Here is a 21819-nt window from a genome sequence, read left to right on the forward strand (position 1 = left end):
TCCTAGGGCAGAGGCTTGAGCTTAAACTGATAGGGAAAGCTAATAGACTCATCGCCGATGGCGAGATAGGCGGCGCTGCTCGCCGCGCCATCAACGCTAAGAAATCGTCCCTCAACCAAGGCCTTCTCCAGCCCCTGCCCCTCGCCGTCTTTAGGCAGACGCGGCGACAGTGGCCGTCCCTCGGCGTCTGTTATCAGCAGCGAACGATACAAACGACTCACCTCAGCCTTGTGCTTATCCAGATTAGATAGCCAGGGAGTGAGGTCCACCAGCCAGGGGCGACGCTTATCGCCCTGCCCAATACTCTGCCACTGGGGGCGCCCCTGACAGACAATGCTGCCCTGGATGCTTTTGTCGTAGAAATAGCGCCGACTGCCATCTTGGCTAGCCAACACATAGGCGCTCTGCCCCCGACCGTTATCGATAAGGCGCCACTGCACCGACTTACCGGCCTCGTTAAACCCTTTATCTATCTGCGGCCGACACACCTCGGCAAGGGCAGTCGGCATTGGGATATAGAGATCGTTCCCTGTGCGAGAGACGACCGATAGCTCGGTAAACTGCCATCTATCTTTCGCCTTAGCAGATGCATCGCCGTCAAGGCTGCCCCTTGAGGCTGGCGTTAGCGGTGGATTGGCGAGGTTCGCCTCATAGTCTGACTGAGTCACAAAGGTGATAGCTTTTGTCCTCACCCTATCTATTAGCTGCTCACCGTGGAGGATTGAGAGTGATGTGGGCACCTGGGCTAACTGCAAGATGTAGACATGACTAGTCTGCTCACGGGAGGCCTGCTCGCCGGAAGCCTTTTCACGGGAGGCCTGCTCGCGAAAAAAGAGCTCATCTAGCAGTTGCTGCTCTGTGCTCGTCAGCCACTTAGGCCCCTGACCTACTGGCGCTTCGAAGCCCAACTTGCCGTTTAGGCCGTTGAAATCAGGCGACAGGCTGTTAACTCCACGATTAGTCACGACTAGGCGATAACGACCGGGTTTGTTCAGTGCGCTGAGTGTTAGCGTCGCCTCGCCGAAGCGGTAAGACTGCTTCAGCAGTGCCTGCCAGGAGACTTGCTCAGTGTATGTGCGTACCGGAGTAAAACTCACCTCGGCGCGGATCTGATAGAGTTCCTCCAACTTGGTCCGGCTCTCGCCCCAGCCGAGCGGCAGCAGATTAACCCCTGAACTAACCACACCCTCTAGGGCGCTGGCGCCCCGGACACTATGACGCCACAATGGCAGCTCTATCTCCCTGTCCCGCCAGTCGATAAGCTGGATATTTTGGTACTCGACCGAGGTGGCAAAATCCCCCGCGACTAGGCCATGAATATAGCGCAGCTCGATATCATCACCGCCCCAACCGGCTGACATGATCCCTTGGTCCGGCTCCATCATAGGGAGGCTAGCATCAGGGTCGTCTGGCGTCATGGGCAAGGTTGGGATCTCATACAAGTCGTGCTCAAGGTCATCGATCGAGTCACCCTCATCCTGCCACAGCATGTCGCTCACATAGAGAGTCGATTTAGGCGCCAGCAGCCAACGGCGCGTCTGCCTCCTATCGCCTTTCTCTTGCTGCTCCACCAGCAAGATCCTATCTAGCCAGCCGCTATGCCTGTTGAACCTCAGCTGGCCATAGCGTCGGTTTTCTATTCCTTGTTGCACACTGCTCTGCTCGAGCGTCGCCGTCACCCATTGCCCCTCGATGGCGGTTATCTGCCAGGGTGCTGACTCACTCGCTGCGATTTGAAACAGGTTACCGAACTTAAGGGTGTCACCCACACTAGGCGCCTTAGCTTGCCACTGAGCTAAGGGTATGAGCGGATTGAGCGTGAACAGGGATTTCAGCGGCGCCAGCGCCCTGACAGCCTCTTTGCCCTGCTTCGCCAGATAGGCATCCCACGAATTCTGAGCCTTGAAACGCGCTTGGCTTTGACTTGTAGCGGCCTTGTCATCACCGCTTAACAGCACTCCCTGACGCACTATCTTGGCCAGCGCCGCGCCGCGGCCAGCATCATCGAAACTATTGATATTGAGTCGATAGGCAGGGTCTTGATACTGCAGCATAGTCGGGATAACAGAGAGGCTGACGCCACTGCCGCTACTTGTTGTCGAATCTGCTTGATACTTGAGGAGCGCCCGGGCCCGGACGCCGACTTGCTTGCTGTCACCATGAACATAGAGGGTACTCATGGTGACTTGATATTCATGGGGGCGGGCATCCGTTTCCCGGCTATTCGCCTCACAATAATTACTCTGAGACGCGAACAGACTCAAACAGAGCATCAATGCCGTACAAACAATCCTGTTTTGGCTAAAGGCCATCCTAACTTCCCTGGCTTTGCATGTTACTGAAATGTAATGAGATTAAACTAAACCTTCAGCCATTCTACACAAAACTCAGGTGAAATACACAGCATTCGATTTCCGCTGTCAGATCCCCTAAGTCACTGACTTACAGAGACTACGGCTCTTTTATGTCAGAGAAAGTACTACAGGTAATGCTCCAGCAGCAACTTGCCGCTCATGGCGATCGACATGGTCACCACCAGCGGGCGGATGATCTTACTGCCCTTGGTCACCACCATGCGCGAACCTAAGGTAGCGCCAATCGCCTGACCCAGCAGCATCACGCCGCCCAGCAACCAGAACACCTTGCCGCCCAAGGCGAAAAAGATCAGTGAGGCAATGTTGGTAGAGAAATTGAGCACCTTGGCATGGGCGGTCGCCTTCGCCAGCCCATATCCGGCGAGCGACACGAAGGCCAGTGCGAAGAAGCTGCCGGTCCCCGGACCGAAGAAACCATCGTAGAAGCCCACGCCTAAGGCGGCCGTCAGGCCAAAGAGGGTTGGCGACATCACCTGATGCTTATCCTCTTCGCTGATGGACTTGGAAAACAGGAAATAGCAGCCGATCGCCAGGATCAAGAAAGGCAACAGCAGCTTAAGCACACTGGCATCGATTAGCTGCACCGCGACCGTCCCAAGCGCGGCGCCAAGAAAGGCGCAGCAGATGGCCAATTTCATCTTACTGAGATCCACCATCCCCTTACGCACGAAGTAGAAACTGGCAAAAAAACTGCCGCCACAGGCCTGTAGCTTGTTGGTCGCCAGCGCCGCCGTGGGTGGCAGGCCCGCCCACATGAGCGCAGGAATGGTGATCAGGCCGCCGCCTCCGGCGATGGCGTCGATAAAACCGGCCAGGGCGGCCACTGCAAACAGCAGTGCCATCAGTTCATAACTCAGTTCGAGGGACATAGGGACTCTATAAAGGTTTATTCACAATTGGCCGCTATTAAACGCGCTTTGCATACATTTAGCAAAGGAGTTATCCTCGCCTTAGCGTGAAATAATCTCACAGATAAAATATGAACCAACTGACACTCCCGCCCCTAAATGCCCTGCGCGCCTTCGAGTCTGCGGCAAGACATCTAAGCTTTACCCGCGCTGGGAATGAACTCTTTGTCACCCATGGTGCCATCAGTAAGCAGATAAAATTATTAGAGTCTTACTTAGATGTCAGCCTGTTCAGCCGCCAGCATAAACAGCTCAGCCTCACGCCTGAGGGCGAGCGTTATCTGCGCCATATCAGCAGCGCACTGCAAAGTATCAGCCAGGCCACAGAGGAGCTAAGGTCACAACCGGGTATCGCGCAGGCGCTGTCGATCAACGTCTTGCCCAGCCTCACCATCAACTGGTTGATCCCGAGACTCGAGGAGTTTAAGGCCCGCCATCCCCACCTCTATGTGGATCTCTCCATCGGCGACTTTCAGGTGGATTTCAAGCGGGATAAGTATGATGTGGCCATTCGCAGCGCCACGGTGCGCCCGACCCATTGCCATGTACTCAAGTTGATGGATGAAGATCTCTGCCTGGTCTGCGCGCCGCAGCTGGCCAAGCAGATAGACAGCCTTCAAGATATCAACCGTCAGACGTTACTAAAACACACCACCCGCCCCGAGCTCTGGCCACTGTGGGCCGAGAAGGTAGGGCTCAAGCTGACTACAGACAAGATGCTTGGGATGGAGCACTTCTATATGCTGAGCCAGGCGGCGGTCAGTGGCATGGGGCTTGCCCTGATCCCCCGCTTCTTCATCGAAAAGGAGCTGGCAGAGGGCAGCCTGGTGATCCCCTTAGCGACCCAATTTACCAGCCCCTACGCCTACTATGTGTTGACGCCGAATCTACCGCCGTCAAAGCAAAGTGAGCGACCACTCAAGGTCCAGGCCTTTATCGACTGGCTGCTGGAGATCTTTGCCCCATACCGCCACCAAAGCCACGATCTCAACTAGAACTTACTCGAGCAGATCGCTCACATCGAAGGCGTCGAGATAGTTAACGCCCTGGCCCACATCGAACTCGAAGTTGAGCACCTTGAGGCAGGTATCGAAGGTCTTCTCGCCAAACCACTCTCGGTCGAAGGCATGCAGCGCCTTGATGATCCCGGCCTGCCCGCCATCTCCCTGGAGCTTGACCGGCGTCAGGGTGGCGATAAAACTTGCCACCAGACCGTAGAGGTCCTTCTCGGCCTCCCCTTCGGCGGCCCATAGCTGAGGGTCGGCGTAACGGCGAGCATAATGACTGGTGGCGATATCCAGTCCTATGCCGAAGTTCACCAGTACGGCCTTATCGTCGCTACAGATGATGTTTTTCGGGCAGATGGCGCCGTGATAGATATCCATCTGATGCAGATACTGCAGCGCCGACAACAACTGAGTAAACCAGGTCGCCGGTTGCCCAAGTTGAATGTCGCTCAGCTCATCCAGCGACACGCCGCGCTCCCAGGCGCGGCTGATAAACAGCTCATCGCTCTGGGGCAGCTGCCCAAAGTTAAGTACCTGCTCCACGTGGGGATGATAGAGTTTCGACAGGCTGCGATAGAGGCTGCTGAGCATCAGCCAGTCAGTCTCCACCTTGGCATAGAAGGAGACGCCGCAGGGATAGTTACCCTGAAGATGACGCGCGCGCCAGAACTGGCTATGCTCGGTGGCGGCGATGAACTGCTCCAGCTGATAGTGATGATCGATAATGGCGCCGCTGGCGATCTCGATGCGCTCCGGCAGGGTGTCGCAGACGCCGTTGTCGATTAATGCCGCGATATCACAGCGGATCATGTCTAGGTCTGTGGTACTGCCACTGGCGGCCTGGCGAAACCATTGATAGATCCTCGGCTGACGTGTCTGCTCCGCCAGGGAAAGAAAACTGGTGGCGAAGGCGGTGATATCTTGGCTGGCATTGAGGTTGTCCTTGATATCGATAAACTCGACATCGCCGAGATCTGAGACGAACAGACAGTTGCTCTGCCAGCCGCCAACCGTGACACCACGGCGATGGATCTGCTGCAAGCCGGAGACGGCGCGGCGCAGGATCTCCAGCAGCTGATAGGTGGTCAGTTGCTCATGCTCGAGCACATCCAGTGGCACGCCCCGTGGCATCCTGATCGGCAACACCAACTGCTCGCCATCTTGAATAAGAGGCGCGCATTGCGGCACGCCGCTACAGCCCGCCAGGGTCTGCAGCCGTTTAAACTCATCGCGCAGACGCAGCTCATATTGCAGCGACTCATCGCTGTTCTCAAACTGAGTCGGCACTAACACCTTGAGCAACCAGGGCGCCGTCCAACCGCCGGGGCTGTACTCAGCCTGCCACACCTCGAGGCCGCTCTGGATGAAGAGACACTTGAGTTTGACGAAATCCTGGATCTTGTTGTTGCGCTGCTCCACCAAGGCCACCTGGCCTATGGTCTCCAGCACCATCTGTTTCTGCTTGTCGGTCACCTGATGCTTACGCGGCGCCGTCAGACCCCACTCTTTGGTGAGCGCGGCAACGATCTGGCTCGGAGTATAGATACTCAAAGAGCCCTGCTGTTTCTCAAGCTCAATCTCCTCCCCTTTGCGGCCGGTGACAAACACCATCCCCTGACACCAGGGCGCATAGACCCCCACGGGGATCTTGTGTTTGACATTGCCCGCCAATACACGGGCCACATAGTTGGCCTTGGCCAGGCTGTTATCCACCTGACGGCCATCGAGCGACCAGGCATGCAGGCCGGCGTCCAGACGACCGATATAGCCCTTCACGTCGACCACATAAACGCCCCACTCGCCAATCACCAGCGCATCGACCTCCATCGCCTGTCCCGACTTGGTGGGGATCTCCACATTGGTCAGCAGTATGTAGTTGTCGGGCAACTCGTCGGCCAGCATAGCAAATGCCCAGCGCTCGGCGTCGTTGACCGGGGTTCCAAAACTGATCTGCTTCGCCATCTGCTCTCCTTAATCCTTGGCTCGCTTATCTTATTGCTAACGTTACCGCAAAAAAAAGCCACTATAAATAGTGACTTATTAAATTAGTGGCATTTTGAATTAGCTGCGATTAATGATGGCAGTCGTCATCGCATTCATGGTCATGGTCGGCAAACTCATCGTCACCTTCCTGATGCTGCATCACGCCCCAGCCATCGGTCGCCCCACCGAACTCGGCGGCAAACTCGTTGAGCTCAACCTCCTGCTCGACGATGGCCTGATATTCCGGCACCATGTTGATGCAGACGATCAATTCCCACTTACCAAGCTCATCGTTGAGTTGTAGCTCCAACTCACCTTCTAGCTCTGACTGGGAAAGCTCTTCCACCGCGGATTCGGCGTCGCGCTGATCGTCGAAGATCAGGAAAAAATCCACATCCAAGGCCTTAGTTAAATCGATACCGGCCTCGGCCATGGCGGCTAACATCTTGCCATTATCATCATCTGGAAACTGCATTGTTTGACTCCTTCTGGATCTGTCGCGACGAATCACTCAGCGACAATTGTCACGCTTTCGCCGTTGTAGCTGACCACCTGTCCGGCAATCACCTTCTTACGTTTACGGGTCTCGACCTCACCATCGACGGTCACCAGGCCTTCGCTGATCACCATCTTGGCTTCGCCGCCACCTGAGGTCATTGATTGCACCTTCAATACTTTATAGAGTTCAATAAACTCTTCACCCGGTAACAGGGTCAAGGTTTGAGATTCTGTGGTCACACTAACTACCTTTATTTAACTGAGTCGGCGGGAGTATATCACTCTGGCCTATTGCGGGCTATCACTGCGCTCCGAGGCGAGCAATCCATAATAACGATCGTCCACCCAGGCATTATTTAGCCTGAAGTTATGCCTTAAGGTGCCCTCAAGGATAAAGCCGCACTTCTCAAGCACCCGGGCCGAGGCCAGATTCTGGTCGGTACAGAGCGCAATAAATTTATGGGCATTAAACTGCAGACAGGCCCAATCGATCACCGCCCTGAGGCTCTCGGTGGCATAACCGCGCCCCTGGCCACTATTGCTTAGCATATAGCCCACCTCGACCTGACCCAGGCTGGTATCGACGCCATAGAAGCCGGTGAAACCGATAAACTCACCATCCTCTATGGTTTCAATCACCAGGGTCAGCCAGGCACCAGACTCGTAATCCCAGGGCGCGAGACGCTGCTCGAACTTCTCCCGGATAACACCTTCAGTTTGGGGGGCTCTAACATAGCGGTTTTGCTGCTCATCCTGATGGACCGACAAGAAATGCGGCCAGTCCTCAGGCATGAGCGAGCGGATCTTTAAGTTGTCTGTATATAACTCGACGATCAAGAGACTAACCGCGGCTGGTCACTTCGAGCAGGTGGTAGCCGAACTGGGTCTTAACCGGGCCTTGCACCTCGTTTAGCGGCGCACTGAAGACAACCTCGTCGAACTCACGTACCATCATGCCAGGACCGAATGACCCCAGGTCGCCGCCCTGCGCCCCTGATGGACAAGATGAATGCGCCTTGGCCATCTCGCCGAAATCTGCGCCATCCAGGATCTGTTGCTTGATCTTTGCGCATTCTTCTTCGCTGCTAACCAATAGATGACGTGCTGTTGCTTGTACCATGTGGCACTCCTTTGATTTCCCTAAAAATGAATAAAATAAAACCCAGCAAGTATAAAACATTTGCTGGGTTTAAAAAGGTATAACGCTAAGATTATGCCTTAGCGCCCTGAGCTTTTATCCAGCGGTGGATTTTTTGCTCCATTACCGCCATCGGCAGCGAGCCTGAGGTTAAGATCTGATCGTGGAAGCCTTTGAGATCGAACTTGTCACCCAAAGCCTTTTCCGCCTCGGCGCGCAGGGCCAAGATCTTCAGCTGTCCCACCTTGTATGAGAGGGCTTGGCCGGGGATCGCCATGTAACGCTCTACCTCGGCGATGATGTCGGTCTCGGCCATCGGCGAGTTATCCTTCATATACTGAATGGCCTGTTCGCGGCTCCAACCTTTGGCGTGCAGGCCGGTATCGACCACCAGACGCATGGCGCGCAGCATCTCATCGGATAGCTTACCGAAATACTGGTAAGGATCTTCGAACAGGCCCATCTCGATGCCGAGATACTCAGCGTACAGGGCCCAGCCCTCTTCGAAGGCGGTATAGCCGCTAAAGCGTTGGAACTCAGGCACACCGATCAGCTCCTGCTTGATGGCGATCTGGAAGTGATGCCCAGGTGCGGCCTCGTGCAGTGATAGTGTCGTCATGCCCCACTTAGGCTGCGCCTTCAGGTTATAAGTGTTGATATAAAACACACCTGGACGTGAACCATCGACCGCAGGTGCCTCATAAGATGCACCGGCCGCAGACTGCTCGCGGAAGCTCTCAACCGGCTTAACCACATAGTCGGCCTTAGGCATGACATTGAAGTAGTTAGGCAATACGGCGTTGATCTTGTCCTTCAGTACCATGTAGCCGTCGATCAGCCCCTGACGCTCGCTAAAGAAGTATTGCGGCTCAGAAGACAGTGAAGCAAAGAAGTCCTTGAGATCGCCCTTGAAGCCCACCTGCTCTCTCACCTTATCCATCTCGCTGAGAATACGCGCCACCTCATTAAGGCCAATCTGATGGATCTCATCAACCGGCATAGTGGTTGTGGTGTGGGCATTGGCTAGATGCTGATACCAAAGTTTACCGTTAGGCAATCCCCACCATCCATCGCTGGCTCTGGCCACGGGCAGATAGGTTTCCTGGAAATATTGCTTCAGCGACGCCAGCGCTGGGATCAGCTCTTTGCCGATCAGAGTGTCATATTGCTGAGTAAGCTTCTGCTTCTCCTCTTCACTAAAGCTCTCCGGCAGATTAGTGATAGGCGCATAGAAGAGGCTGTCACTCGGCTGCTCGACCAGTTGGGCCTCCAGCTGCGGTATGATGCGCTCGACCAAGACTCTTGGTAGCACCACCTTGCTGGCGATACCTTCGTCCATGCGCGCTTGGGCCAACTTAGTCCAGTTGATGAAGCCCGATAGACGCGATAGCCAGTTTTCATAGTCTTTAACCGTTTTAAATGGCTGCGCGCTCTCACCGCTGCCCAGCTGCACCATGGTAATGACTGTGCTGTAGAACTGGTTCATCGGCATGAAATAGGACGGGAAGGTTTCGGACACCAGCGCCATGTTTCTATCATAGGTAAACATGTCGTAGCTCAGCTGCAGCGGCTCGGGTAAGGCGCTGCGATCTATGGCCTTTACCGCCTTCAGATAACGACTGTTAAGCTCGTGACGCGCCTTGAGATACTCCTCGGTCAGATCGCCGCCAAACTGGTCGTTGTAGTCATTGACGCCGACAAAGGTGGCGTACATTGGCTCTAGCTTGAGCATGTCGTTGAAATAACGATCCACTAAGGCGAGGTATTCCTGCTCTGCGCTTTGTGCCTGAGGCGCCACAGTCTGTTCTGGCGTTGGCGCATTGCTCTTGGCCTGGCTTGCACTGGTTTCCTTGTCTGAGCAGCCCACCATGGCCACTAAAGCTGATATCGTCAATGCGAGAAGCGTTTTGTTCATTCGAGTTATATCCTTCATATTCTGTGCAAGTGAGTGTTGTTTTCTATAATTACCTTAGGTGTATCTGAGGAGCGAGCTAATGATTTACTCATTTAGTAATTCTGGATTCAGAGATCCCGAAACTGGCGTCTACAACCAAACCTATTTTATGGAGGTGTTTAACCGTGAGTGGCACCGCCACATGCGCGAACGCCAGACGCTGGCCTTATTGTATCTTTGCCCACACATTCATGAAACAGTAAAGCAACCTCATTTACTGGAATTATTCATGAAACAGGTTCAAGAAGCGATACTTAGGACAACGGATATGGTCGCCAGACTGAATCAGGATAACTTTGCCTTGGGGCTGTTTAACATAGATAGAGAAGGAACCGAAATCGTTATCGCCCGCATAGAACAGAAAATAATGGACTTCAATCAAGACTATCAACGCAAACACAGCAACCGCATCGACTATGAGCTGGCCGGGTGTCTCTGCCAACCCGAGAGCGATCTCAACATCGAAAACCTGTTTGAAGATGTCCGCTCATTGACCCACACCCTCGAGGGGCAGAAGGAACACCATACGGCGATGCATTGTCTGAACTAACTTGTTTACTTATCTACAGGCATAAAAAAAGCCCCTTGCGGGGCTTTTTATTTTAAGGCTTAAAGTGCGACGTTATAGATACGTGCCTTTTCCTTGATATAGGCGAGATAACTTGTCGCTGAACGCTTAGTCTTCTCATCCTTAGCAGCCTTCAAGCAGGCATTGTATGCCGCTTTAATCTGCTTAGTACCTAGATAAGCCAAGGTTAGCTCAAACTCAACTTCACCTTCACTCACACCGCCGGCAGCCAATGCTTTTTTCAGCACAGGGATCGCCTCTTTGTGTTTCTCTTGCAGAGTGAGCAGACGGGCTTGTTTAAGGTAAAGTTTACCATCGTTGTTGATGGCAGCTGCCTTACCATAATAATCCGCCGCTTCCTTTAGCTCTTTAGCATTGTGATAGAAGCCACCCAGGATAGAGAAAGTCTTCTCATCTTCCTTAATCAGGCCGCTCTTCATATGCTTTTCATAGATTTTCGCCGCGCGATAGGGTGAACCATTTTGCGCCAGCAGTTGAGACAGACGCGTGATGTTACCCGACGTCTCTAAAAATCCATTCTTATAAGCTAAGTCATAGGTTGCTAAAGACTTATCATAGCTTTCAGTCATCAAATAAAACTGCGCTAACTGTACCCATAGACGGCCATCTTCTTGGAAAAGAGGCACCATAGTCTCTAGGACTTTAATCGCATTTTTATAATCTTTCTTGTTGAAGTAAGCCGTCAGCTTCATCTGGTACAAGCCTTTATCTGGCTTAGTACTGATAGACAGACCCTTATCGACAACGCTGAGCACCTTATCCCACTCTTTGAGCTCTGAATAAGCGATACCTATACGACGATACACTTGTGGATCTTCTTTACAGGTAAACTTCATCCACTCGTAGTAGTAAGGGATAGACTCTTTAAACTTCTTTTCCTGAATCAACAGGTCGGCATATAGACGCAGGGTTGCACCATGGTCTGTACCGCCAAGAACATCAGCGTCAACGGCTTGCTTCAGGTACTTGATTGCCGTACCCATCTGATTCTTTTCGGCGTAAAAGTTACCCAACATACGGGCAATATAGGCCTTATCAAAAGCATCGCGTGGGCTGGCTTCAAGCAACACGGCAATCGCTTCGTCGATATTGCCTTCTTGATAAGCTTCGAAAGACTTTTGCACTTTCTTTGCCGAGCTTTGGCCTACAGCCTTAGACTGGCGCTTCTCAATGGGGCATTTTTCGGCAGCGTTTGCTGCTGGTGCAACGACTAGGCTTCCACCAATGGCAAGCAATAGTGCGGCTGCAAGTGTATTAACCTTTTGCATCTCTATTTGCCTCCATCAAGTTTAAAGTCTAGTTGTACAGTCATACCAGGTTGCTTAAGGGCTTTACCGTCAACAATCTTTGGCTTGTACTTCCACTTCTTCAGTGCACGCTTAGCTTCTTTGTCGAAGATACGCTTAGGATCGGCGTTGATCACTTGCACATCTTCTACACCACCAAGTTCGTTGATGGTAAAGCTAAGTTGAACCCAACCTTCCTTACCGTCACGCGCTGCAGCAATCGGGTACTGTGGCTCGATACGAACGATAGGTGTTGCATCACCGTCACGAGTCATCATGTTACCCAGCTTAAAGCCGGTAGATGCTGCACCTGCTACTACACCAGTCATGTTGAAAGACATGTTAGTGTCGATGTCTGACGAGCTATCAGGCGGTGGCGTATCTGGTAAAGGTGGCTGCTCAGGCGGTGTAGGTGGCTTAGGTTTAACCCTAGGCTTGTCCTGCACTTTCGTATCCTGTTTATCCATACTGATCTCAATAACCGGAGAATCAGTGGCAGTGTCGGCGCGTTTCGCGCCGCCACCGACCAAGAAGGCCATGAAAACAAACAGGGCGAAAGTAACAGCACCACCAACTAATAATGATACTATTCCTCTCAGCATATTAGTCTTTCCCCGCTGATACCGAAATCTTGTTGATCCCAGCTTTCTTCACATTGTCCATAACCTTAACAACAATGCCGTGTTCAGCTTCTTTATCTGCTTCGATCAATACAGCCGCTTCTGGTGATTCAGCCAGCATACGCTCAACGTTTGCTGTTACACGCTCGATGTCAACCTGACGGTTTTCCATCTTGATCACGCCTGTCTTGCTCACACCGATAAAGATGTTTGCCGACTTCTGAGTTGTCGCTTGAGAAGCCTCTGGCTTGTTGTAGTCAAGACCAGATGGCTTAATGAACGACGTTGTTACGATAAAGAAGATCAACATGATAAACACGATGTCGAGCATCGGTGTCATATCAATTTGCGCTTCTTCTTCTATACTTGAATGCTTTTTACGTGCCATGTTCAATCTCTCTCTAGTGGTGTGGCAGGCTATCTTTTAGCTTTTCCATACTGATTTTCATCTTGGCGTCTAGGCGAGTACTAAAGAATACTCCCGATAACGCTGCGACCATTCCCGCCATTGTCGGCATGGTTGCCATTGAAATACCAGCTGCCATCATACGAGCATTACTCGTCCCATGAACTGCCATCACATCGAATACCTGTATCATACCGGTTACGGTACCTAGTAGACCGATCATTGGACAGATGGCTACTAAGGTTTTGATAATCAGCATACGAGCATTCATATCTTGTTTCGCTTGGGATACCCAAGCTTCACGGATACGGTGTGCATGCCAAGAGGTTGAATCCTCTCGCTTGTCCCATGCGGTGATAATGTTTTTGTGCTCTTTTGGCGCAATCAGATTGAGATACCAATAGCGCTCAAGCATTAACACCCACATGAGGAATAGCACTGCCGCAACCAACCAGAGGACGTCGCCTCCGGAGGCCATGAAGCCCCTGACGGAATCCCAGATGTCCATCAGGTATAGCATCATTAGGCGTTCCTCTTCTCAGCGTGCTCGGCAACGATACCTGCACTTTGCTCTTCAAGTACTTGAACAACTGACTTGCTACGTGCAATCACGATAGCGTGCATTAGCATTAGTGGCAGTGCAGCAACCAGACCTTGTACGGTCGTCATCAGTGCCATAGAGATACCACCAGCCATTAGCTTAGGATCACCAGTACCGAATAGCTGGATGCTTTGGAAGGTTGCAATCATACCTGTTACTGTACCCAGTAGACCCATCATAGGTGCGATAGCCGCTAGAACCTTGATGATAGAGATACGAGTCTCAAGTGCTGGAGTTTCTTTCAGAATCGCTTCGTCAAGTTTCAGCTCAAGCGTTTCAACGTCAACATCTTTGTTATCGTGGTATGCCTTAAGTACGCGACCCAGTGGGTTGTTACCAGGGTTGTCGATGTTCTTACGTTGTGCGTTAACTTTCGCGCCAACAACATACAGAGTCACCAGACGCTCGATAGAGATCAAGGCACCAAGAACAAGCAGACCGATGATGATGTAACCGATAGTACCACCGGCTTCGATACGCTCTTCGATAGTTGCCTTCTGAGTGAACACGTTTAGCAGTACACCACGTGCAGGGTCAACAAACAGCTTGTGAACGCCTGAAGTTTGACCTTCAAAGTCTTTAACGCTGGCAACTTGCTCGCTACCAGGCTGTTGTGAAAGCTGCTGAACCAGACCTAGATCGGCGTTATAAACAACATACTGTCCATCGGCTAGCAGGTTGTAAGCACCAACACGAGTGATCTTGGTGTTGTGAACGTTACCGTCGATACCAGTTACGGCACCTTCAAAAGTAACCACTTTACCAGACTCAGCCATTTCGAATAGCTGCTCTTCCCAGAACTTTTCTAGCTCTTCGATTTTTGGCAGCTCTTTACGTGCACCTAGCTCGGCGATGAAAGCATCACGACCAGGGAACTGAGCGCTAACGTTTGATGAAACAAGCTTACCAGCGAAATCACCGGCTTCACCTTTAACAACACCGAACATCTCACCCAAGTCACCTTGAGCAATCTTACGGTCTTCTTCTAACTGAGCGATTTTACGCTCGTTATCGGCAAATGCTTGAGAAAGATCTTTACCGCGTTGTTCTTCAGCCGCTAGAGCCGCTTTTTCACGCTTTAGCAGTGCAGCCTTATCGCCACGCTCGGCTTGGAACTCGGCTTCACGCTTCTTGTTTACTTTAGCAGCGTTAGCACGATCGGTTTGAACTTGCTTAAGTAGCTGGTCGATGTTCTTAGGCGCATCAGCAGCGCTCACCATGCCAGCAGTTAAAGACAGACTTGCAGCAACGATTGCTGTAGAGATTAACTTTTTCATTATTGTGCAGCCTCCGCAGCTGGGATTGGTAACGCGAACATATCTGGAGCACCCTGGCCACGAGCCTGGCGAATTGCTTTAGTAATGTTACGTAGATAGCTATCTTCTAGCTTATCCCATGCTTTTGTCTCAGGATTGAACATCCATGCAGACTTTTGATCTAGGCTTTGTGCGTAGTAGGCAACGCGACCGAAGTTGATGAAATCAACCAGGATCTCTTTACCGTCAAGTTGCAGCTTACCGGTTTCAACATTCAACTTAGAACCATATTCACGCTCGATGTTATAAGCATCAAGGATCAGACGGTATTTTTCAGCCAATGTTACGTTAGCGGTATCTAGGGTTTCACGAAGACGCTTGATACGGGCTTCACGAGTTTCTTTGTTGAATGGCAGATCCAGAGCAACAAACTGCTCTAGTGCATCAACCATCTTGAACATTAGCGGTACAACGCCTTGACGTAGCTTATCAACACCGTTGATGTCTTCTTGGATAAGCTTCATGGTGGCTTCTTGGTCTGCTACCAGGCCAGCTACATAATCGTTGTATGACTTAGTTGACTCACGAGTGTCTGCAACTTGGCCATATTCAAACGCCATGTCTTGCGCTTGATCGTAATACTTATCAACTTTCTTTTGAGATGCGGCTGCATCTGCATGAATTTTCGCATCCGCTTTCTGAACATCAGAAAGTGGATCGGCAACCACTAAGTTACTGCCTGCTAAGGCCAGCGCGCCAATGAGCGCCGTAGCGATTTTAGTTCTATTGCTTACCTTGGACATAGTTCCCAACCAATTTGAAGTGAAAAATAAAAGGTTTAACTTATTGGTAACACGGGTTTTCTGCTTATATTTGCATGAATTCCGCCACCATAAGTGTGCATTTCTCTTGTGATTGTTAGTTATTATCTTCCCTTTTCTACACCAATCAAGGTGTAGACCCGCAGGCATCATTTCACAAAATGTTGACCTGTGTCAACATTTGGAAACGGCTAAAACTAGCAGAAAAAGCTCTTAGGGGCTGAAAATAACACAAGAGGTGTTTTTTCAAACAAGTCAATATTTACAAATCTAATTCACATGAGCCGACTTAAACAACAATACATATCTAACCACATGATTTTAATAAGATATAACAAACAACAAAAACCAAATATACCATTAACAAACTATTAACCAAATAACTTTATCGCAAACGTTTGCATCAAATTATGTTGTGCTGGTATTACCACGTGGTCTATCTGAAACATCTTTTATACATATCGCGAATTGGGGCCTGCAGATACTAGATAGTTTTATTTATGACAATCTTCCAACCCAAAACCTGACCGTCATTATCTTCAATCTGATTAATGCTGCTTAAGTTCGCACCCAGTTCAATTAGATTAGCTAACATGGCTGAAAGTGCCAATTCATCTAGAGATGCTTCGACAAGCTCACCGAGGCGATCTCTTAATGTTTCAATCTGCTGCCGTGCAAAAGAGAGATATTGCAGCTTCTTTGCCAAGGGCCAAAATAGGCCTTGTTGAAAAAGGCTCGCCACATAGGTAAGCAACTCACTGTCCTTCAGCCCTTCCTCATCGGACTGAGCCAGGGTTGAGATCTCTTGATTCAATTGGTGGCGCAATCGCTCGCACTCGATATCTTGCTTGATGCGCTGAACATCTTCTGCGTTGGTGAGCGTGCCCATCTTCAAAGTGAGCGCTTCCATGGTCTCGAATACTTTGGTTATCGAATGCTGACTGACGACATTCAAAATTCGCCGGTTACGATTAATGATCATCGAACGGCTATGGTGAGTCACCAAGCTAAGTCTGCCTCCGGGCTTAAGCACACGAATCGCCTCCGGAATAGAAAGGGCTAAATCAGAGTACTCTAGACCATATTGGGAGATAACCAGGTCAAAACTATTGTCCTCAAAAGACAAGCTTGAACAATCTATGTGGGAAAGCAGTGATACCCTCACCTGCTCACTTAACGCCAACTCGTCCAACTTGGTATTAATTTGGGCAAGGTCTACACCTATTACTTCACCTTTCTTATTATCGCCTTTGAAATATTGATTCAACAGCAGCGGTAGTGCCCCGTTACCAGTAGCCAGATCCAGCACCTTAAAATTGTCTGCTAAGGCATTAAAGTCCTTGTGCCAATTTGTCTCTAGTACGCCTGAGTAATTGCCAGAAAAACTGTCACCAAAAGATGTCAGATGTCCCTGTTGCCAGTATTCGTCCCAATGATGGCTCATAATGCTCGCCCTTTTGTCGTTTTTGTTATCGGCTTTTATTAATACCATAAAAAAAGGCCCTAAATAGGGCCTTTTATCAGATATTTATACTAAAACTATTAGCTTACTCTTAGAACTTCAGAGTGTAGCTTGCGCGGTATTCGCGGCCGTAGTTGTTGTATAGCTCTGGGTTTTCGAACTTACCGTCTGAAGATAGAACTGGATCTTCATCAGTTAGGTTGTTAACACCTAGCATGATTGAACCGAATGAACCTGCATCATAGGTATAGTTGATGTTATGGATTAACCATGAATCAAGCTTACCAGTGTCTTTAGTTTCATAAGTTGAATCTGTGTAGTTCATGTTCCAAGATACGCGGTGGTCGCCCATTGTGTAAGTTGTAGTAAATACAGACTTGTACTCTGGTTGGCCATTCCAGCCCTTAGTATCAACGGCACCAGCACCACCTTCAACTTCCTCTGTGTATTCAAGAACGAAGCTGTTGGTCCATGCTAGACTGAAGTCGCCGATATCAGTTTCTAGGTTACCGTTCAATGCAACGTCAAGACCTCTGATTTGAAGTTTGTCGCCGTTACCGTAACCTGTACCAATCTCTTCAGCTGCACCAGTCGCATCGCGCTTAACATAGAATGTATCTGTTGGAGTCAATGAGCCACTTGCAATACCTTCCATCACGTTTGTGATAGAACGCTGGCTGATAACATCGTCGATCTTCAGGTCGAAGTAATCAACCTTAATACCAAAGTTATCTACCACATCCCATGCGACACCGAAGTTGATGTACTTAGAAGTCTCAGGGCCTAGATTCTTGTTAGCGCTGATCCATGTATCATACTGCTTTTCAGGACACTTATCTTGAGGAATACCTGTTGCAGCGCAGTATGGATAGTCGGTACCGTCCTCAGCACTGAAAGTTGTTGCAGCATATAACTGATCCAGAGCTGGAGCACGGAAGGCTTCAGAGTAAGAAGCACGAACAACAATGTTGTCCAGAGCTTGCCAACGAATAGAGGCCTTAGGTGCAACGTTATCACCGAAATCGCTGTAATCATCGTAACGAGCAGCGATGTTCAGTTCGATGGTGTCAGTCAGAGGCATAGCCGCTTCATAGAATGCAGCCCATACTTGACGGTCGCCACCCGCAGAGTTACCAGCACTACCACCGATCAGACCCGCTTCAGATTGTGCATCATAAACAGAGTTATAATCTTGATCGAAGTATTCCATACCAAAGTAGTGAGCAACAGCACCGCCTGGCAGTTCAAACGCATCGAAACCTATACCTGCGTTGTACTGGTGGAAGGTCGCACGGTCTTGAGTCAGAGTAGTGGCCTTCATGTTGTTTACACCGGCTTCAGACCCCAGATCGATTCCGTTAGCTTCGTTGTAAGCAAGACCTGAGTAGCTCAGGTAGTACTCACCGATAGACTTGTTATCGGCCTTGTTGTAGTGGTAGTAGAATTCCCAAGTCGCATCGTTCCATGCGCTGATAGAACCACGAAGACCAGTCAGGTAATCTTGGTTGTAGTCATCTACGTTACCGTCACGAGTACCGATACCAACCCAGCGGAAGTAACCTTTCGCTTCTACATCAAACGGGTTATGTGGGTTATCGGCAGACATGTTATTCCAAGCAGCTGCTGGAGGCGCATAACGACCGAATGAGTTGTTCTGGGTGAACATTACACGACCGAACCATTCTACATCTTCAGCGATTTCATAGTTGGCATCTACATAAACGGTGTTACGGTCAACAGAAGCCTTGTTGTATGAAACATTACCGTATGCATACATACATAGCTCAGAACCCGCACCAAATACGTCATCACCACGTACTTTCTTAAATACATTGTCACCGTATTGTGCCGCTAAGTCGTCACAAAGTGGTGAAGGCTGGTAAATACCTGTATCAGGATGCTTAACGCTCGCGCCGTAATAACTCCAGCCATCTGTTTCTGAGTATGCCTGGATTACACCGTCACCGTTTAGATCACGCATCCAAGGAGCTGTGAACTCACGATCTGCATCAGAGATACCTTTACGGTCTTGGTGGTCGAATGCGAAGGTAATGTTACCCTTGTCCATTTCATAACCAGCAACCACAGAGAATTCTTTACTTGTCAGACCGCCGTCACGGTCACGTGAACCGCCACCAACGTTGAATTCGATACCTTGGAAGTTCTTCTTCATGATGATGTTAACAACACCAGCAATCGCGTCAGAACCGTAGGTAGAAGAAGCACCGTCGGTTAGAATTTCGATACGCTCAACTGCCGCCATTGGGATGGCGTTAAGGTTAGCAGAAGCACCACCTAGAGTAGGTGAACCTGGGAAACGCTTACCATCGATCAGAACTAGGGTACGGCTTGAACCAGCACCACGTAGGTTGATTGTCGCTTGAGACTGAGCAGAGCTACCAGAGCGCTCAGAGAATGAACCAAAAGAGTTTAAGTTACTGTTACGTAGCGCATCGGCTACTGTAAAGTTACCTTCAACTTTCATATCGTCTGCAGTGATCGTTGTTACAGGTGAAGCACCTTCAAGATCACTACGCTTAATGCGTGAACCAGTAACTTCAATACGTTCAACTTTATCTGCAGCTTGCTCGTCTGCCGCGAATACTGCTGGAGCAGTAAAAGCTGTCATAGCTGCACCGCTAACTAGTGCGAAACGCACTGAATTAGCTAATAAGCTGTTCTTATACATGTTGTTTCTCCCTGGACTTTATTTTTTATTTTTGTGTGAAAGTAAACACAAATAAACACCAATCGTTACACTTGTGCACATTCGCCAACAAATAGAACCACATGTGAAACATTTAATCAACAATCGCATCACTATTTTCACAGATTTAATTGGCGATCGCTCAATTTGTAGACGCCCGTCACAATAAGGCAGATTTTTGCTAGCTGTAGCAAGTCGACGATTTAGGGCAAAAATTGCCGTAACAAAGTATTGCGAACAGAGATGAGTTACAATTAAATCAAATAAAACCAATGGGATATAATTTTTTAGCATATGCACACTGATTACAGATAAAACTAATTTAGGAGGACTATTAATTAGCGGTTCATCAAACTAATGATCGACAAGTTGTTAAATATCAGTAGTTGTAACAAAGAGGCTTAATTGTAAAATCACGCTGGCAATTGGGTAAAATCGGCAACCGTACGTAAAGAATTGATTACAAATTAAGCTGCTGTTAGCGATTAAATCGCAATACCTCTCACATAAGGCAAATTCGGCAGCATTAGGGGGAGTTAAGATAAAATAAGGTAAGGACTAAGGTTAAACCGAGACCCGACTAAGACTTGATTAAGCGCAGATAGAGACTAGTCTCGAGTCAGGCAATGAGACCTAGCTTCGACTCTTGATAGACACTCAAATATTAGTGTGCAAAACCAGTCGAGCAGAATAAATAGAGTAGCTTATGACAGGGTCATCACTCGCCATCAAAAGATAAGAATTGGCATTTTAGAAAGGTAATAAAAAAGCGCCTATTAGGCGCTTTTCTTTGCATTGATCAGACTTTCACTCGTAATGACAAGACGTATTACAGAGTGTAACGAATACCTATGGCTATACCGTCTTCTTCGAATTTAGCCTGGGCTTCAGCATCGGCACCTTCAAACTTACTGAAGTCTTTACGGCCTTCAACATAAAGCACTGTGTTGGCATCCCACACATAGTGCAGACCAACAACCACGAACTGACGCTTGAACGACGAGTTAGGGTCAACATTGTTAGGCTGGATCACATAGTCCTTACCCGCGTCCAAGATGTTGTAAGAAACAAAGGGACGGAAACCGTTATCAAACTTGTAAGAGAACAGCGTTTCGACACCATATGAATCCTTGATCAGACGACCCAGGTTATCGGTATCGTGGTTCTCGTTCTTGTTGAAGTTAGCCGCGCCGTAGAAACCGTCGGCGTCCCAGTTACCCCAGGTCACGCCCATACCGTAGATCACGTCGATTGCGGTGATCTGCTCTGAGGTCTTTCTGAAGGTGACATCAAACTCACCACGGTTGATACCGGCAGAGACAGCAAGCTTGTCGTTAACCTGATAGGTCGCAGACGCACCATAGGTGTAGTTGTACTTAACTTCTTCTGAATCTAAGACAGGATCTTGGCTGTCCCAACGCTCTTTACAGTCGGTGGACAGGTTAGGATCATATTCACAGGTATAGAACTTATCGTTCTTTAGCTGGGCCTGAACCGCAAAGCTCAGATCGCCGACGCTGTTACGGTACTGAACGATCTTGTCACCACGACCCACACCGTTTACCGCACCATCTGCCTTGTTATAAGTATAAACACCAGCAGCGTTACCGTCCCATACGAAACCGTAGTTAGTGTTGTAAACCACATCATACCAAGCACCCCACTGCTTACCTATGGTCAGGCTACCATAAAGATCGTGGGCGATACCGACATAACCTAGACGATTGTTAAGAAAGTCACCGCTCTTAGATTCGAAGTTACTCTCACTGCTGTAAACGATTTCGCTGTTACCGAATGGGTTAACACCCCACTCCAGCTTAGTGAACGCCTTCCAGCCGTCGCTCATCTCACGGGTGAAGCCAAAATTGATCCGTGACGCACCGTTAACCACTTCAGTTGAACCTTGAGTGTTAATAACACGGGCATCAATAAAACCACCAATTTCTACCGCATTTTTATCGTCTTTATAGATTTCGATAGCGGATGCAGCGGGGACAAAAATGACAGCCGCTAACGCTGTTGCTATTACACTCTTCTTCATCTGTTAGTCTAACCTTTTGTTATGTTCAGTTTGCTTTATCTTATTGTGCGACATTCCGTTGTTTTATTTCGTTCCAATTTCAGCTAAAGACTAGCAAAAGATTAGCATTCCCTCAAAGACGAATATCACAATAACGGCGCTATTTTTCACCAAGTTAACTAAAGAAT

General features: G+C 49.5%; 19 protein-coding genes. 2 read left to right on the top strand and 17 right to left on the bottom strand.

Annotated elements, in window-relative coordinates; all coding sequences use genetic code 11:
• Positions 1-2: 2 nt before the first annotated feature.
• Positions 3-2312, bottom strand: a complete 2310-nt coding sequence (locus tag K0I63_RS12760; protein ID WP_220081286.1) for a hypothetical protein — start codon at positions 2310-2312, stop codon at positions 3-5.
• 167 nt (positions 2313-2479) lie between these two features.
• A complete protein-coding gene (locus K0I63_RS12765) occupies positions 2480-3244 on the bottom strand; it encodes a TSUP family transporter (protein ID WP_011866261.1) in 765 nt (254 codons plus the stop codon).
• Between the two features lie 110 nt (positions 3245-3354).
• Here K0I63_RS12765 and gcvA point away from each other — a divergent pair, with 110 nt between their 5' ends.
• On the top strand, positions 3355-4278 hold the full coding sequence (gene gcvA, locus K0I63_RS12770) for a transcriptional regulator GcvA (protein WP_220081287.1): 924 nt from the start codon (positions 3355-3357) through the stop codon (positions 4276-4278).
• A gap of 3 nt (positions 4279-4281) precedes the next feature.
• On the opposite strand, the gene K0I63_RS12775 is transcribed toward gcvA, so the two are convergent.
• From K0I63_RS12775 to K0I63_RS12800, 6 genes are all read right to left on the bottom strand, one after another.
• The gene (locus K0I63_RS12775; protein WP_220081288.1) at positions 4282-6252 is read right to left on the bottom strand and encodes an NERD domain-containing protein kinase family protein; all 1971 of its coding nucleotides are present in this window, start codon (positions 6250-6252) and stop codon (positions 4282-4284) included.
• A 109-nt stretch (positions 6253-6361) separates the two neighbouring features.
• A complete protein-coding gene (locus K0I63_RS12780) occupies positions 6362-6748 on the bottom strand; it encodes a ribonuclease E inhibitor RraB (protein WP_220081289.1) in 387 nt (128 codons plus the stop codon).
• Positions 6749-6780: 32 nt separating this feature from the next.
• On the bottom strand, positions 6781-7011 hold the full coding sequence (locus K0I63_RS12785) for an RNA-binding S4 domain-containing protein (RefSeq protein ID WP_011866265.1): 231 nt from the start codon (positions 7009-7011) through the stop codon (positions 6781-6783).
• A gap of 48 nt (positions 7012-7059) precedes the next feature.
• Positions 7060-7605, bottom strand: coding sequence for a GNAT family N-acetyltransferase (locus K0I63_RS12790; RefSeq protein WP_220083442.1), 546 nt, complete (start codon positions 7603-7605; stop codon positions 7060-7062).
• 7 nt (positions 7606-7612) lie between these two features.
• Positions 7613-7891 (bottom strand): peptidylprolyl isomerase, encoded by a 279-nt coding sequence (locus K0I63_RS12795; RefSeq protein WP_220081290.1) that lies wholly within the window; start codon positions 7889-7891, stop codon positions 7613-7615.
• A gap of 91 nt (positions 7892-7982) precedes the next feature.
• Positions 7983-9824, bottom strand: a complete 1842-nt coding sequence (locus tag K0I63_RS12800; RefSeq protein ID WP_220081291.1) for a DUF885 domain-containing protein — start codon at positions 9822-9824, stop codon at positions 7983-7985.
• Positions 9825-9903: 79 nt separating this feature from the next.
• Here K0I63_RS12800 and K0I63_RS12805 point away from each other — a divergent pair, with 79 nt between their 5' ends.
• Positions 9904-10413, top strand: coding sequence for a GGDEF domain-containing protein (locus K0I63_RS12805; RefSeq protein ID WP_011866269.1), 510 nt, complete (start codon positions 9904-9906; stop codon positions 10411-10413).
• A 59-nt stretch (positions 10414-10472) separates the two neighbouring features.
• On the opposite strand, the gene K0I63_RS12810 is transcribed toward K0I63_RS12805, so the two are convergent.
• The 9 genes from K0I63_RS12810 to K0I63_RS12850 form a co-directional block, all read right to left on the bottom strand.
• On the bottom strand, positions 10473-11720 hold the full coding sequence (locus K0I63_RS12810) for a tetratricopeptide repeat protein (RefSeq protein WP_220081292.1): 1248 nt from the start codon (positions 11718-11720) through the stop codon (positions 10473-10475).
• A 2-nt stretch (positions 11721-11722) separates the two neighbouring features.
• Complete coding sequence (locus K0I63_RS12815) at positions 11723-12340, bottom strand: energy transducer TonB (protein ID WP_011866271.1); 618 nt, start codon at positions 12338-12340, stop codon at positions 11723-11725.
• Between the two features lies 1 nt (position 12341).
• Entirely contained in the window at positions 12342-12746 is a 405-nt protein-coding gene (locus tag K0I63_RS12820; RefSeq protein WP_011866272.1) for an ExbD/TolR family protein, read from the bottom strand.
• Between the two features lie 13 nt (positions 12747-12759).
• Entirely contained in the window at positions 12760-13287 is a 528-nt protein-coding gene (locus K0I63_RS12825) for a MotA/TolQ/ExbB proton channel family protein (protein WP_011866273.1), read from the bottom strand.
• Positions 13287-14642: a MotA/TolQ/ExbB proton channel family protein gene (locus tag K0I63_RS12830; protein WP_011866274.1), complete on the bottom strand. Its 1356-nt coding sequence runs from the start codon at positions 14640-14642 to the stop codon at positions 13287-13289. The genes K0I63_RS12825 and K0I63_RS12830 overlap by 1 nt, the downstream gene beginning before the upstream one ends.
• The gene (locus K0I63_RS12835; protein WP_011866275.1) at positions 14642-15424 is read right to left on the bottom strand and encodes a DUF3450 domain-containing protein; all 783 of its coding nucleotides are present in this window, start codon (positions 15422-15424) and stop codon (positions 14642-14644) included. Before K0I63_RS12835 ends, K0I63_RS12830 begins: the two co-directional genes overlap by 1 nt.
• Positions 15425-15926: 502 nt before the next feature.
• Entirely contained in the window at positions 15927-16886 is a 960-nt protein-coding gene (locus K0I63_RS12840) for a class I SAM-dependent methyltransferase (protein ID WP_258406865.1), read from the bottom strand.
• A 109-nt stretch (positions 16887-16995) separates the two neighbouring features.
• Positions 16996-19593, bottom strand: coding sequence for a TonB-dependent receptor (locus K0I63_RS12845; RefSeq protein WP_220081294.1), 2598 nt, complete (start codon positions 19591-19593; stop codon positions 16996-16998).
• Between the two features lie 847 nt (positions 19594-20440).
• Complete coding sequence (locus K0I63_RS12850) at positions 20441-21652, bottom strand: porin (RefSeq protein WP_220081295.1); 1212 nt, start codon at positions 21650-21652, stop codon at positions 20441-20443.
• Positions 21653-21819: the final 167 nt, after the last annotated feature.

This window comes from Shewanella rhizosphaerae, assembly GCF_019457655.1.
Classification (GTDB): Bacteria; Pseudomonadota; Gammaproteobacteria; order Enterobacterales; family Shewanellaceae; genus Shewanella; species Shewanella loihica.

Bases quoted from the DNA above. Each gene is read 5' to 3' on its own strand.
- K0I63_RS12780 (WP_220081289.1), bottom strand. From the start codon at position 6,748: ATGCAGTTTCCAGATGATGATAATGGCAAGATGTTAGCCGCCATGGCC.
- K0I63_RS12835 (WP_011866275.1), bottom strand. From the start codon at position 15,424: ATGTCCAAGGTAAGCAATAGAACTAAAATCGCTACGGCGCTCATTGGC.
- K0I63_RS12850 (WP_220081295.1), bottom strand. From the start codon at position 21,652: ATGAAGAAGAGTGTAATAGCAACAGCGTTAGCGGCTGTCATTTTTGTC.
- K0I63_RS12765 (WP_011866261.1), bottom strand. From the start codon at position 3,244: ATGTCCCTCGAACTGAGTTATGAACTGATGGCACTGCTGTTTGCAGTG.
- K0I63_RS12810 (WP_220081292.1), bottom strand. From the start codon at position 11,720: ATGCAAAAGGTTAATACACTTGCAGCCGCACTATTGCTTGCCATTGGT.
- K0I63_RS12775 (WP_220081288.1), bottom strand. From the start codon at position 6,252: ATGGCGAAGCAGATCAGTTTTGGAACCCCGGTCAACGACGCCGAGCGC.
- K0I63_RS12845 (WP_220081294.1), bottom strand. From the start codon at position 19,593: ATGTATAAGAACAGCTTATTAGCTAATTCAGTGCGTTTCGCACTAGTT.
- K0I63_RS12830 (WP_011866274.1), bottom strand. From the start codon at position 14,642: ATGAAAAAGTTAATCTCTACAGCAATCGTTGCTGCAAGTCTGTCTTTA.
- K0I63_RS12795 (WP_220081290.1), bottom strand. From the start codon at position 7,891: ATGGTACAAGCAACAGCACGTCATCTATTGGTTAGCAGCGAAGAAGAA.
- K0I63_RS12760 (WP_220081286.1), bottom strand. From the start codon at position 2,312: ATGGCCTTTAGCCAAAACAGGATTGTTTGTACGGCATTGATGCTCTGT.
- K0I63_RS12800 (WP_220081291.1), bottom strand. From the start codon at position 9,824: ATGAACAAAACGCTTCTCGCATTGACGATATCAGCTTTAGTGGCCATG.
- K0I63_RS12820 (WP_011866272.1), bottom strand. From the start codon at position 12,746: ATGGCACGTAAAAAGCATTCAAGTATAGAAGAAGAAGCGCAAATTGAT.
- K0I63_RS12825 (WP_011866273.1), bottom strand. From the start codon at position 13,287: ATGATGCTATACCTGATGGACATCTGGGATTCCGTCAGGGGCTTCATG.
- K0I63_RS12805 (WP_011866269.1), top strand. From the start codon at position 9,904: ATGATTTACTCATTTAGTAATTCTGGATTCAGAGATCCCGAAACTGGC.
- K0I63_RS12815 (WP_011866271.1), bottom strand. From the start codon at position 12,340: ATGCTGAGAGGAATAGTATCATTATTAGTTGGTGGTGCTGTTACTTTC.
- gcvA (WP_220081287.1), top strand. From the start codon at position 3,355: ATGAACCAACTGACACTCCCGCCCCTAAATGCCCTGCGCGCCTTCGAG.
- K0I63_RS12840 (WP_258406865.1), bottom strand. From the start codon at position 16,886: ATGAGCCATCATTGGGACGAATACTGGCAACAGGGACATCTGACATCT.